This is a genomic window from Leptospira broomii serovar Hurstbridge str. 5399, from assembly GCF_000243715.2.
Classification (GTDB): Bacteria; Spirochaetota; Leptospiria; order Leptospirales; family Leptospiraceae; genus Leptospira_B; species Leptospira_B broomii.
Genome location: NZ_AHMO02000008.1, coordinates 134,115 through 147,757 on the forward strand (window position 1 = coordinate 134,115; position 13,643 = coordinate 147,757).

A 13,643-nucleotide genomic window follows, 5' to 3' on the forward strand; every position below is an offset into this window, starting at 1 on the left:
GAATTCTTTTAATAAATGTGCCTTATTAAAAGACATGGCTAAAGTTCACAAAAAGCTGTTCGTCTTCTCTTGATTTTGCATAATCGATCATGATAATCGTAGCCTGATTCCAAGCAATACGTAAGCCTAAGCCTTCGGAATACTTATACCCTTGAGTTCCGATCTTATGCTCGTCATCCCAAACTCGTCCAAAATCGAAAAAGGGAACGATATTAAACGCAAAGTATTCGCTTCCGACGGAGGCTTCCGCGAATTTCCAACGAATTTCCAAGTTCCCCCAACCCATCACTCTACCGACAAATCGATCCTGTTTGTATCCGCGTAATGTCCGTAAACCTCCCAAGCCTCCGATGACTCCTTCCGTTCCCCACATGTTCCTATATTCAAAAAATGGAGTATTACCGTCCGTCAATCCCATGCCGAAGCGGCTGGCGAGAACGAGCTTATCGAAAACCTTCGGAAACGGACTGTAAAAGAACTTACCCTGCGCGAAATACTTTTGGAAATCGAAATCCGAACCGATCGCCTTGCTGGATTTTTCGTAGGTTCCTTCCAGAAAAACTCCGCTGTTCGGATCGGGCTCAAAATCGCGAGTATCATAGACTAATCCGATTCTGACCGTGTTTACAAAGCCGCCCCCGAATCCCAGAATCTTTCCAGCTTCTTGATCTTGAGTGAGCCTAGTTTTACCATTCGGAACTTTGGCCCCGTAGTTCAAAGGATCCCCGCCGAGCAAAGGGTCATGGCCTTGGACGAACTTACCGTCGAAAGTATGAACGATATTATCGGAAGCCTTGATTCCAGCGACTAAACGAACGGTTCCTCCCACATAGGATCGTTCGGTACTCAAGTTAATCATAGGTGTTTGAATCTGGTAGCGATTGTACATTCGATCGGTTACTACGAAGCCCGGTTGACTAGGAACTCCAGCATACGTATTACCCCCGTAACGGACCGGATCCTGAGGACCTCCGGGACGCCAGTAATCTAAATTCTGAGACTGATCCTGATACGTTGCGTTCGTGCTCAAGTTTCCCGCAGGTTGATTTCGATCATGATAACTTAGATTTTTCATGGAATCCTGTCCGATTCCGAAATATAAAGTGGTCGGAGTGATCGTCAAAAAGGCATCCGCTCTCAATCTCCATTGCGTATTTGCAATAAACGGCATGTCCAGACTGAGCTGATGATATTGCGCATTCTTATTCGTATTAAAATACTGCGCGAAGAAACGGACTCGATACGGAGTGTAGTCGAATAATGGGTCGCTCTTTTTCCCGTTATTATACGCATAGGCTCGAACTCCGTAACCTATCCCTTCGTTAGGATCCGAGTTAATCAAAGGCAAGCCCGTCGGATACCAACCCTCTTTTTTTTGATCCAGATCCTTTTTACATAACTGTTTGGTCGCGTCCATCGGAAAGGGTAGATTCAATCGAGGTGTCGGCTTTTCACAACCTCCGGTCGGGGGCGGCGCTTCGGCGCGAACGGATTCGAAGGCATACAAAAGGACAAGCATGCAAACAATATTTCTAACTTTTCGAATCTTCATAGAGCGACTCATTGATTCCGACATTTCCGAATTCATAAGTAGGTACGCTTCTTTTTGAAATTGTCAAATATAAATCGCGAATAAATACTCACATTCCAATAACAAGAAAGACTTACTTGGAACGCAACGCGAATAAGAATAAATGCAGAATGAATCGAACCGGACCCCCAAATAACTTTATAATTTTATAAAAATCTAAAGTACTCGGCTCGCTCTTTATTATTAAACGAATTGCGGCTAAGGGCGAACGCAGCGAACAAAATAACGATTGGTCTTGTTCGACGCGTTGTCCGTTCCGAACTTATCTCTCGCAAACGAAACGGCTCTGGCAGTTTGATTGGAGGGATCCTGTTCGTTGGCCCAGGCGCTCCAATACAGATCTTCTATCGTGTCGGGAAATTTCATCAGCATCTCCGCGCGACTTGAAGAACTTAGCAATTTTAATTCAGTATAGCTCGCCACTCGCCAATTCGAATACCCCCCGGTCCTATCTCCCGAACAACTATTATAAGCCTCCGAGCTTCCGGCCACCCCGATCTGAGAAACCGGAACTAGCGCTTTCGGTAAACTTACCGCGTTACAGGCATCGTTGTTTAGATTACAGTACTGTAATTGAACGGCTCCCCAGCCGTTGTTTATAAGACTGGCGCCTTCGCAGCTATAGCCGCCGGACGTGGCAACATAGGTTTGTCCCTGAGAGCAAATTTTCCAAGTCAGCCCGATAGACGAATCTGTGATCGTTCCGTCCCCATTAGATCGATACGTGCTGAAGAATAACGCACCGGCCAACAATACGTTTGCGTCTTCATTCAGGAAACCTTGAGTCTCCTTATCCTTTTTTTGCTCGCAGTTTGCAATTGCAAAAAACGAAACCGAAAGAACGAAGTAACATTGAAGGATCGATGAAAAGAAAATGGTTAACTGGTTCTTCATAGGTAATACTCTATTAAAATGCATGATTAAAGTTTATAAAAAGCTGCTTATCTTCTCGAGAAACTGCGTAGTCGATCATGATAATCGTAGTTTGATTCCAAGCAATCCGAAGTCCCGTTCCCTTAGAATATTTATACCCCTGGGTGCTGATCTTATGTTCGTCGTCCCAAATACGACCGAAGTCGAAGAATGGAACAATATTGAAGGCGAAGTGCTGCCCCCATATGGAAAATTCCGCGAATTTATACCGAATTTCTAAGTTTCCCCAGCCCATCGTACGACCGACAAATCGATCTTGTTTATAACCGCGAAGAGTTGTGCGGCCCCCAAGACCCGAAATCACACCTTCCGTTCCCCACATATTTCTATATTCGAAAAAGGGAACGTCTCCTTCCGTAAGCGAGAAACCTCCACGACCGGCCAGTACGAGTTTATCAAAAACTTTCGGGAACGGGCTGTAGAAGAATTTAGCCTGAGCGAAATATTTCGAATAATTGTAATCGGATCCCATCGTTTTAGTCGCTCTTTCATAGGTTGCCTCCATGAAAACGCCTTGATTCGGATCCGGTTCCAAATCGCGAGTATCATATACCAAACCCAAACGAATGGAATTCACATTTCCGCCATGGTACCCTAAAATCTTACCCGCTTGCTGATCTTGCGTCAGTTTTGTTATACCATTATAGACCAACCCGCCCGAATTGATAGGCCATCCGTCCAAAACAGGGTCGTTCCCTTTAACCTGTGTGCCGTCAAATGTGCGAACGATGTTCTGCGAAAACCTAGCTCCCGTAACAAGCCTAACCGTTCCGCCTAAGTAAGAATGCTCCGCGCTTAAGTTCGCCGTCGGCGAAATAATATTGTATCGATTGTATTGCCCGTCGGAAACTCTAAATCCATTCTGCGCAGGTAGACCACTGTAAGTTCCTCCACCTAAAGCAACAGGATCGCCGGGACCTCCCGGTCGAGTATAGGCAAGATTCTGTTGCTGCTGAGTGAATGTTTGGTTCGTATCCAATTGCGAACCGGGTTGGTTTCGATCATGAGAGCTTAAATTTTGAAGAGAGGATTCCCCAACGCCGAAGAATAAGGTATTCGGGTTTGCATCATATACGCCTTCTCCTCTTAACCTCCACTGAGTTCCAAAAACGTACGGCGCGTCGAATGCGATATCCTGGTATTGTCGATTTTTGGTCGTGTTAAAGTATTGAGCATAGATGCGAAACTTATACGGCGTGTATTCGAAAAATGGATCGTCCCTCTTTCCGTTATTGTAAGCGAAGATACGCACACCGTATCCTACGCCGCTGTTTGGATCCGAATTTAAGAGCGGAAGCCCAGTGGGAAACCAACCTTCCTTCTTTTTTATTAAATCCTTCTTACAGAGTTGTCTCTGCTGGCTAATTGGAAACGGGAGATCCTTACGGGCCTCGGGCTTTTCGCATCCGCCGATGATATTCTGCGCGGATATCGGTTCAGCGAATCCAAAGGTGATAAGTCCGATTAAAGCAAGACAAACGAGAAAATTCTTCATTCAGAGCCCAGGTAATAAAATACGATTTCGCAAGTTATAGTGGGGTAAGAGGCGATGTCAAATTTATTCCTGGAAAACGGGGAACCGTTGAGCGTTTAAGTGGGTCTTTTGCAAATTTTCTAGATTCGAGTCCATACAATCGTTCGAAATAGAATTGTAATCTTGAACGAGAGGAAAGTTTAAGCTCCGCACCAAAAACATGTTTTATATCTCACTTTTCGAGATCGAAATAAAACTCATTGTCTATTTCAATAATAAGAGTCATAGACGATTTAACAAATGAACGAATGTTTAAACGCATCCTCAAAGAGATTCGGTTAAGTAAGAAGAAAAATGAAAAGCCCCGAAAGGATTAAGATAAGTTGTAGAAGTACTTTAAAACAATGCTCCGGTATTTCTTTTTAGTTTCGAAATTGATTCGGTGGAAATATTTCCGGTTGAGGCGCTTAACGTTACGAGCGGCACTTGCAATCGAAGGCAATTTGAACGGCAATTCCGAAGATTGGAAAGAGGATTATGAATTCAGTATTAAAATTATCTGATCCTGGGCTACAAGCTCGCCGGTCGAAGCTTTCAATTCTTGGACCTCTGCGTCCGCGCCTGCCTTTAAAGCATGTTCCATTTTCATTGCCTCGACTACAGCAAGTATCTGACCCTTCTTTACTGAATCACCCGGCTTTACTTCGACTTTAATGAGCTTTCCAGGCATCGGGCTTTTAATTTCTTTTTGTGCAGCATCAACTCCGCTAGTTTCTTTTCCTTTCAAGAGAAACTGAAAACTACGTCCTCTAGTATGGATGAAAATTTTCGCGCCGGAAATCAACGCGACAGAACCGTCAGGAAGCGAAAAAGTCCCATCCTTTTCGCTTGTCCAAGAATAATGGGAAAGCAAGGTCTCCCAGCCGGATTCGGGATCGAACACTCTTGCGGAAGACGAAGACTCTCCCAAATCGAGAAGATACTCCGTTTCCTTCCAGCGTAATCTATATAAGTTACTCATGAATTCACTTCCCATAAATCCTTCGGACCCAACGCTTCCCAGATGGATGGGGCTTTTTTTCTTCGAGCGGCAAGCAAGGAGGCGACTTTTGCTAAAGCATCTTTCTCTTCCCCGTTCTCGCCGACGGATATCGAGTATTGTTCCAGAAAATGAGTATGGGTATGTCCGTTTGCGAATTCAGGATGAATCAAAATCCCTTTCAGATACGGAACATTCGTAGTAGGCCCGAACACTATCGTACTTTCAAGCGCATTGATCAGATTTTTTCGGGCTTCTTCCCTACTCTTACCCGATCCGATTACTTTAGCCAACATAGGATCGTAATATAAGGATACTTCCGAACCGGTAACAACCCCGCTATCCACGCGAATATTTTGTCCTTCCGGAAATGAAGCGAATTCGATCTTTCCGATCGACGGAAGAAATTCATTTTCCGGGTCTTCCGCGTAGACCCTGGCTTCGATGGCATGCCCGGTCTGATTCGGTTTTGCACCGTTTAAGAGTTCGGGTAAGGTTTTTCCTTCGGCGATTCGTATCTGCCACTCGACTAGGTCGTACCCGGTTACGATCTCGGTAATCGGGTGTTCAACCTGAAGTCGAGTGTTCATTTCCAGAAAATAAAAATTTCCATCTTCACCGAGGATGAACTCGACCGTACCTGCGCCGAGATAACCGATAGATGCCGCCGCTTTAACGGCGACCTCGCAGATCTTATCCCGTAAATTCCGATCCAAATTCGGTGCCGGTGATTCCTCGATGACTTTCTGGTGTCTGCGCTGGATGGAACATTCCCTTTCGAACAGATGGAGGACGTTGCCCTTAGAATCCCCGAAAACCTGCACTTCTATATGACGCGGATTGGTTATGTATTTTTCCAAAAATACTCGGGCATCCCCGAAGGCGTTCTTCGCCTCTCTCTGAGCGGATTCGAGAGAATGTAAAAATTCCGATTCGGAATACACTCTCTTCATCCCTTTTCCGCCGCCGCCGGCGCTCGCCTTAATCATCACCGGAAACCCGATTTTTTTAGCTTCGCTTAACAATAATTTCGGATCCTGCGAACTTCCGTTATATCCCGGAACGACCGGAATTCCCGCAAGCACCATCGCTTCCCTGGAACGAATCTTATCTCCCATTAAATCCACGCTCTCGGGCCGAGGACCTAAAAATAAAATTCCTTCCTTAGCGAGCGCGAGCGCGAACTCGGTACGTTCCGATAAAAACCCGTACCCCGGATGCACCGCATTCGCGCCGGTTTCCTTGACTGCCTTTAAGACCGATTGGATTGAGAGATACGATTTTGAGGGCTCTGAAGCGCCTAGATGATAGGCAAGATCGGCTTGTCGAACGAACGGAGAATTTTCATCGGCATCGGAAAAAACTGCGACAGTCTTAATTCCGAGTCGTTTGCAAGTTCTTTGGATCCGAAGAGAAATCTCACCCCGGTTCGCAATGAGCAATGTGTGGATCACTTTGACTTTACCGGTTCCGGTTCCCTTCGAGTTCCGATCTCTTGGTCCAGAAGGGCCTTCTCCTTAATCATGACTTCTTGCAAGAATTCTCTAAATGCTTCCCAGGTCGCAAAACCTGTCGGTTCGAATCTCCCGACATACTTATAACCGACTGTAACGTTCATTGGATCCGTTTGATAGCGGGTGATCCCGGATTTGAGAACTAAAACGACCGGAATTCGATTTTCGAAAGCGATCTTGACCATTCCCTTCACTAAGGGTTGAATCACTTCCGAATAAGTATTATGACCTTCCGGATAGACGATGTACGAGGTCGTATTTAAACCTTTAAGTAACTTCCGAACGGAAACTGCAATCGTAGTCGCCTTAGACGTCTCGAATACCTGAGACCCCATGGCTTTCATCCACCAATAAGCTACTAAAGTTTTCTTAATGACTTGATTCGCAAGATACGGTTTATTCACCACGAGGCAATCGTACGGGAAATCGATCTCGTTCACATGATTTAAAAAAATCATATGACCCGTTTGCGGAATCGCAATCTCGTTAGTAAGAACTAGTTTGGTTTTCGTCATCTTACGTACGGCCTCGCCCCAAAGCGCCGACCCTTTTAGAAACGAGATATATTGCCTGGAACGATTCCCGATCAGCGAATAATAAATTCCTTTAATCATGGAAGGTAAAGCGGTCGTTAATACCAATCGGACGGTAATCAGATAGGTTCTTAAAACGAGTTTCTGGTATTCCTTTGAGAATCTACCCAGTCGACTTTCCAAAAACTTGAATGGACTCATGCATTACTATGCTCCCGGAGAGGACGTCGTCTGGAAAGTACTTTCTCGATGCTTAGCCTACTCTCTTTTATTACGAAACGAATGAGACGGTAATAAACAGGAATGCCGCTCCTTTAACGAACGGCATTCAGAACGATTTTCTAAGTTTGGAGAAGAGCCGGGGCGCTTTGGCAACGCTTACTTATTCGTATTCGCAGGCTGGGTTGCCTTCGTTTTCCCGGGAGGAAGTTTATCTCCAACGAGGGCCTTTCTCTTTTCGGCATCCCATCTCAGATACAAACGACTACTGATCTCATCGTCAAACACTCTGCCGAGAACGTCTACCGCATCCTTACGATATTCATCCGGAATCCGTTTATCGAATACGGGACTCATTTTTGCATCCAAACGGACTAGAGGATTCTGGGTGAAATCGTAGGTAACTCCTTCGATTGAAACGACTTCCGCAGGAGTAATTTCCCCGTATTCGTTTTTCAGTTCCTCCGTCTTGGCATCGGATCTTTGAATGAAGTAATTATCATAGGGGTATTTCAATTTAAAGATATTGATAGCGTTCGCTCTTGCATCCCGGCAAAGATTGATGGCGCCTAAATAATATTCTATCCGATATTTGCGATGGCTTGGCTGAAGCTTTTGATGTTTTTCCAATTGCTTCTCAATTTTGAGCGCATTATTTCTGGTCTCTTTCGCTTCCCCCAAAAATTGGTAACCGAGCTCCATATTCTTTTCAATCGTATACTTGCTTGTTACGTAATGGTATTCGCGAGGATTATACATTCTCCGGAAATAAGGAGCTTCGCGATTTTCTTTAATATCGGCGCGAATATAACTCCCTTGTCCGTATTCGACTGCGATGTCGACAAGAGCTTTATCTTGCGGATTGTTCGGATTTTTTCTTTCAATCGCCGTTTTCAGCATTTCTTCGGTTCTTTCAACGTAAGCCTGGGAAATTTCTTCTAATAGAAGTTCCATTCCGAATTGCGCTTCTAAGAAACGACGATATGAATTGACGTGATTCCCTTCAAAGAAGTAAAGCAAACCCTCTTGGTAAAGGCGCTTCAACTCCTTGTATTTCCCGATTCGATCCCCTTCGGATTGCTGCGGTGCAGCTTGGCCTTGCTGGTTCTGTGGCGTTTTTTGCTCGCCCGGATAATTCCGAACGATCGGCTCTATCTCCCGTAAGTAGGTAAGGAGTTCGACCCGTTTCTTATATGCCTTCATCGAAACGGCTTCGCCGTGGAGGATTGCGGGCGCGATAAACATCGCGATCATGAAAACGAGTAGTTTCTTCATTGGCGGACCTTTTCTTTACTATCTCCCGTAAGAGACCGGGTTCAACCCGAAAATCGTGCTTTTCTTCTTAGTCTATCGGTTAGAATACGGTGAGAATTGACGCTTCCGGCTGCATTTTTCCGGAAATTCTCTAACTAATGACAGCAATCGCACTAGCACAAGGTAAGAAAATCTCCTTCCGCAATAAGGAAGACACCGTTTGCCCAATCTGCAACGAAGTTCACCAAAGGGAGAGCATGTTTCAGGGCGGTGGACGCTTAATTGCAGGTCGACTCACTCAAGAATTACGTCGCCTCTACGAAAAGAACAAAAAATTCGGTCGGGTAAGCCCAAACGACTACGTTCTCAACGTTTGTCCTAGATGCCTTTATACCGCATTCCCCAAAGACTGGTCCTCTTTAGACGCCGATGAAAACACAAAACTAAGAGAAAGTGCGGAAACCCGTAGAAAGAATATCGAACTAATCCTCGGCCCTCTTGATTTTTACCAAGAGAGAAATCTAGTTTTAGGCACGGCATCCTACTTATTAGCGATCGAGTGCTATCAAAGTAGAAAAGTAAACGTTGCTCCGACTCCCAAAAAGGCAGTCTGTGCGGTGCGTGGCGCTTGGTACTTCGACGATATGCATGTCGAATTTCCCGAAATCGGATTCGATAAGATTAGGGATTTACTCTGCCAGAAAGCCGCCGGCTGGTACACGGAAACGATGGAAATCATGCAATCCGGTTCGGAGCCGGTCGATGCAGCTTCTTATTTGTTAGGTCCAGATACGGACAAAAACTGGGGGTTTGATGGAGTCATTTATCTTTCTGCATATCTGACGATGAAATTTAAAGACGAATTGGCTTCTGATCCCCAGTCCAAACTGAATCTGCTTGTTCGGGCCAAACGAACTCTTTCTAGACTTTATGGTTCTGGAAAAGCTTCTAAATCCAAACCGTCGGTCATCATCGATATGGCAAAAGAATTGTACGATGAATACAATAAGATCATCGATGAGATGGGAGGAGAGAAATAACCCTTCCCCGCTTGTTCCTTAAAACTCACCCGCGGTTTCTGAAACATGAATGAAATGGACGAGCCTGGCAATTATGCTCTCCTTTTGGAATATGATGGCGGATGCTTTTACGGTTACCAAACTCAAAGACAAACACCCACGGTTCAGAATGAAATAGAGAAAGCGTTAGCGATTCTCTTAGCTAAACCCACGCGTATCTACGGGGCGGGTCGAACTGACACCGGGGTTCATGCTCGAGGAATGATCGTAAATTTCAAAACGAAATCAAAGATCAAAGAATTATCCCGCTTCCTACTCGGACTAAATGCACTCACCGACCCAGGTCTGTCTATCCTAGGAATTACTCCAGTTCCGGAAAACTTCAATTCTCAATTTTCCTGTACAGCTAGAGAATACGAATATCTGCTTTTAAACTCTAGAATCCCTCGACCTATTTGGAAAAACCGAGTGTTTTGGTACCAACATCGGATTGACGTTTCCCGGTTACGGCAAGAACTGGAACTATTAAAAGGCGAGCATGATTTCCGTAGTCTGGCTAAGGCAACTTCCATGAGGAACCGAAAGACTACGATTCGGGTCATTTATGATACGAGTTTAAAAGAGAGCCCAGAGGAACCGGGATTGTTTCGCTTCCGGATTAAGGCAAATGGCTTTCTCCATAATATGATCCGTATTCTGACGGGTACATTATTAGAGATCGCGACAGGAAAGCGCAAAGAGACAAATATATTGGAAATCCTATCCTCAAAAGATCGAACGATAGCTGGAATTACTCTTCCACCTTATGGATTATATTTCATTCGAGCGTATTACGATTCCTTTCCTCAAATTGATTCACTGTACGTCGAACGGGATACTTTTGGGGGAATTTCACGTTGAAAAAATTCCTCCCGATTGCCTTTTTATTTTTTCCTTGGACTGGCGTCTTCGCCGTACCGGACGGGCTTAGTAAACGTGCCTTGAACTTTTTAGGCGGATCGAGCATACCCGGAACTTGGAATTTACCAAAGATAGGAAATAGCTTTCGAAATGGGGAATTAGTCGCGCAAGGCGGAAATCTTCCGTCCTCGGGTCTGACCCGATCGGGTAAAAAGGGCGATGTGAAGGAAGGCGAAGAAGAGGAAGAGGAGGACGTACCTAGCTTCTTCGATAATCGGAAGCCGGAAATCGGCTTTTGGTTAGGAGCCGCCAACCCATTTCCCGGAAGCCAATCTCAGCAAATATTAAATACGACTCTGGGGGCCGGTTTATTTTTTAGGGTACCCTGGCCTTGGATCTTTTACCTGGAATTCGGAGCTTCCTATGCCAATTATTTATCACGGTCGGAACGTGCCTTAACGACGATTCCAACCTATGGCGCATTGGTTTATAAACTACCGTTTGAAATTCCCATCAATTTCCTCGTAAAAGGTGGAGCTGGAGAAACCTACGTAGTCGCTCGACCTGCAAACACGTCTCGTTGGGATAAAACGTTGTATGCAGGTTTCGAGGCCAGCTTCATTGCGGGGAAAAAAATTCGAATCGGAATTCGAGTGGATTATTATAAAATATTCGAGACAGACTTGGAACCTCCAAGTGCGACCAAATATCCGTATATTGGACCCACGGAAGATTCTCGACTTACGAATCCCAATTATTATCATACGGTAAATACGGAATTTTTCAACTTCGGTCTTATGGTGAGTATGTTCCTATGAATCGCAAAATCTCAACGGCTATTTTGCTAAGCCTCATGCTCGCGGCCTGCCGCCAAGGTGACTGGAAAGGGAACCTTACCGGAGCGCCTGTAGTGAGCACGCTTTTTAATAGTAGAATGCTTCTTCTTTTAAAAGCGACGTATGCAACCGACAATCCTCAGGATTTTTCGCAATACAACGGCGGAACGGGAGCCTTGTACAAGGATGACGTCCCCGGTGATCCTGCGTTCAATCTTGCTGGAGTTCCCTTGGCAAAGGATCTCCCGATTTTCATCGATATCGGAGAAATCAGGATCTCATCCAAGTACCAACAAGGGCTGGGGAATCTTTCCCAAATCACGACGACTAAGCAATCGAAATCTTTCTGGGATTTTATCGCGCCGAATCGCGAAGTTTATTGCACCGTTCCGTATACTCTGAATTCAAATACTTGCCGATCGCAAAATGGCGAATTTAAAATGCAGCAGTTATTCAACGGAGACGGCGCTCAGTACGAATCAAACGATCCCACTGAGGGGACTAGCCAAGGAAATCCTAGTCAATATTATTACACGGGCGTCTTCTTAAGAAGCATGATAACCGCCTGGGGAAATATTCCGAATGTAGATCTTACTACGATCACCTTTTTTGATAACTATCCGATCAACGGATTTAATATCGTTCCAAGAATGGCGTATGTTCCGGGTGCATTGACAAAATCCACTACTCCTCTAATTTTCCCTTTGCTCTACTCCATGGGCGGCGACGAAGGAGGACCCATGGGCAACGGCGACATGGAATTCCGTCCCGGTTATGAACCCTATATCTTCGAAGTGAGGATGAATCTTAAGGAAAACTTAATGATTCACTCGTTCGCCGCGCTCGACGGATCGAATGCAGGAACTTTGGTTGCGGTCAGCGACTGGAATGCAGATCACCAAGGTCAAACGGATATCGGCGGAAATTTACTACTCCGTTCCCGAACCATTTACCCTAGTTCCGCCTCCAGATTACTGATCAATGGAGGAAGCGGCTCCACGTACCATTATTATGGAATTTTCCGAGACACCGAAATCAACCTGTTGAAAAAACTACCTTTGATTGCGTCTCCGGCGCTTTCAGGAACCACACCGATCAAATACATCATGCCCGGTCAATATCAATTGGTTTGTCTAGGAGACATCGCAAGAGTCGACGGTTTTCCGGATACGATCGTAAGACAGACCACCTTTTCCGTTCCTCCTAACGGGAACGGAAACACGATGGCCGTTTCCTTAAACTGTCCGTAAGTTCTTAGTGGTCCGAAAAACTTTTATTTCTATTTTTCGGATAAACCGTTATTAAACTTTCCCCAGGATTTCCTCTTGCCTTCCCATCAATCTTACGTTTAGACGGGGCCCGATTTCTTGAACGATTCGCGACGCTACGTAGTTCCCCCATTTTGTCGCTCTTTCCAGAGAAAATCCGTGAGTAAGCCCGAATAGGGAACCGGCGGCGAAGCTATCTCCTGCGCCGGTGGTATCCAATAAATTCTGAGCGGGAAAACCTCCGACATGGCGGATTACTCCGTCTTCGGATACGAACGCCCCGTTGGAACTGTCCGTCATAAAAACCGTAGAGCAAAGGGAGGCCACGAATTTAAGAGCCTCTTCTTTCGATTCCGAACCGGCCAAAGCCTTAGCCTCCTCTACATTACAAAAAACTACATCACAATATTCTTTAGTTAGTTTTATAAAATCTTCCCGGGAGCGATTCACGCAAAAAGGATCGCTGTAAGTAAAAGCCACTTTGACTCCCGCTTTTCTCGATTCTTCCATCGTTAAAATGCAGGCTTCCTTCGTGGATGGAACGTCCCAAAGATACCCTTCCAAGTAGCTATAGGAAGAAGCTTTTAATCTAGTGAGATCGATGTCTTGCTTCGTTAATGTGGATGAGATACCTAAGTGGGTAAGCATCGTTCTTTCGGCATCCGGAGTCGTCAAAATTACGCAAGTACCGGTATGTCCGTTCGTTACTGGAGGAACTTCGAATAGAATCCCTGCATTTTCCATATCCTGTTTATAGAATTCGCCGTACGTATCTTTGCTGACCTTCCCGGTATAGGTTCCGGTTCCGCCGGAGTTTGCCAGGGCGATCATAGTATTTGCCGCACTCCCTCCGGAGCGTAATTCCTTCTTATGCCCTTCGAGAGCCGTTAAGACTTTTCCCTGCGTTTGCGAATCCACTAACGTCATGATTCCTTTAGTCCAACCTAAATCCTTCAAAAAGGGATCGTCGGTTAATACTAAAATATCGACTAGTGCGTTTCCGACTCCGAATACGTCGTAATGTTTCATGAAAATCTCCTAAACTATTATAAAATTAAAATGC

At 45.2% G+C, this 13,643-nt stretch carries 12 protein-coding genes; 4 read left to right on the forward strand and 8 right to left on the reverse strand.

What is annotated here, in order from left to right; genetic code table 11:
- Positions 1-25: 25 nt before the first annotated feature.
- The 7 genes from omp85 (LEP1GSC050_RS06005) to LEP1GSC050_RS06035 all read right to left on the reverse strand — a co-directional run bounded on the left by omp85 (LEP1GSC050_RS06005) (position 26) and on the right by LEP1GSC050_RS06035 (position 8,578).
- Complete coding sequence (gene omp85 / locus LEP1GSC050_RS06005; protein WP_232225769.1) at positions 26-1,519, reverse strand: Omp85 family outer membrane protein; 1,494 nt, start codon at positions 1,517-1,519, stop codon at positions 26-28.
- 270 nt (positions 1,520-1,789) lie between these two features.
- Positions 1,790-2,485, reverse strand: a complete 696-nt coding sequence (gene lsa25 / locus LEP1GSC050_RS06010; protein WP_010570344.1) for a surface adhesin Lsa25 — start codon at positions 2,483-2,485, stop codon at positions 1,790-1,792.
- 13 nt (positions 2,486-2,498) lie between these two features.
- Positions 2,499-4,019, reverse strand: a complete 1,521-nt coding sequence (gene omp85, locus LEP1GSC050_RS06015; protein ID WP_010570345.1) for an Omp85 family outer membrane protein — start codon at positions 4,017-4,019, stop codon at positions 2,499-2,501.
- A 514-nt stretch (positions 4,020-4,533) separates the two neighbouring features.
- Positions 4,534-5,019, reverse strand: coding sequence for an acetyl-CoA carboxylase biotin carboxyl carrier protein subunit (locus tag LEP1GSC050_RS06020; protein ID WP_020987617.1), 486 nt, complete (start codon positions 5,017-5,019; stop codon positions 4,534-4,536).
- Complete coding sequence (locus LEP1GSC050_RS06025) at positions 5,016-6,491, reverse strand: acetyl-CoA carboxylase biotin carboxylase subunit (protein ID WP_040911184.1); 1,476 nt, start codon at positions 6,489-6,491, stop codon at positions 5,016-5,018. The genes LEP1GSC050_RS06020 and LEP1GSC050_RS06025 overlap by 4 nt, the downstream gene beginning before the upstream one ends.
- Entirely contained in the window at positions 6,488-7,285 is a 798-nt protein-coding gene (locus LEP1GSC050_RS06030; protein WP_010570348.1) for a lysophospholipid acyltransferase family protein, read from the reverse strand. The genes LEP1GSC050_RS06025 and LEP1GSC050_RS06030 overlap by 4 nt, the downstream gene beginning before the upstream one ends.
- A 177-nt stretch (positions 7,286-7,462) precedes the next feature.
- On the reverse strand, positions 7,463-8,578 hold the full coding sequence (locus tag LEP1GSC050_RS06035) for an LIC11274 family protein (protein ID WP_010570349.1): 1,116 nt from the start codon (positions 8,576-8,578) through the stop codon (positions 7,463-7,465).
- 137 nt (positions 8,579-8,715) lie between these two features.
- Between LEP1GSC050_RS06035 and LEP1GSC050_RS06040 the strand changes: the two genes are divergently transcribed.
- Genes LEP1GSC050_RS06040 through LEP1GSC050_RS06055 form a run of 4 tightly spaced genes read left to right on the forward strand, consistent with a single transcriptional unit; the run spans position 8,716 to position 12,562 of the window.
- Positions 8,716-9,597, forward strand: a complete 882-nt coding sequence (locus tag LEP1GSC050_RS06040) for a DUF2225 domain-containing protein (RefSeq protein WP_010570350.1) — start codon at positions 8,716-8,718, stop codon at positions 9,595-9,597.
- Between the two features lie 54 nt (positions 9,598-9,651).
- Positions 9,652-10,476 carry a tRNA pseudouridine(38-40) synthase TruA gene (truA, locus tag LEP1GSC050_RS06045; RefSeq protein WP_232225770.1) on the forward strand — a complete coding sequence of 275 codons (825 nt, stop codon included), beginning with the start codon at positions 9,652-9,654 and terminating at the stop codon, positions 10,474-10,476.
- Positions 10,473-11,294 (forward strand): hypothetical protein, encoded by an 822-nt coding sequence (locus LEP1GSC050_RS06050; protein WP_020987525.1) that lies wholly within the window; start codon positions 10,473-10,475, stop codon positions 11,292-11,294. The genes truA and LEP1GSC050_RS06050 overlap by 4 nt, the downstream gene beginning before the upstream one ends.
- Positions 11,291-12,562, forward strand: a complete 1,272-nt coding sequence (locus tag LEP1GSC050_RS06055) for an LIC11270 family surface protein (protein WP_010570353.1) — start codon at positions 11,291-11,293, stop codon at positions 12,560-12,562. Before LEP1GSC050_RS06050 ends, LEP1GSC050_RS06055 begins: the two co-directional genes overlap by 4 nt.
- A gap of 51 nt (positions 12,563-12,613) precedes the next feature.
- Here LEP1GSC050_RS06055 and LEP1GSC050_RS06060 read toward each other — a convergent pair whose 3' ends face one another.
- On the reverse strand, positions 12,614-13,609 hold the full coding sequence (locus LEP1GSC050_RS06060; RefSeq protein ID WP_010570354.1) for an adenosine kinase: 996 nt from the start codon (positions 13,607-13,609) through the stop codon (positions 12,614-12,616).
- Positions 13,610-13,643: the final 34 nt, after the last annotated feature.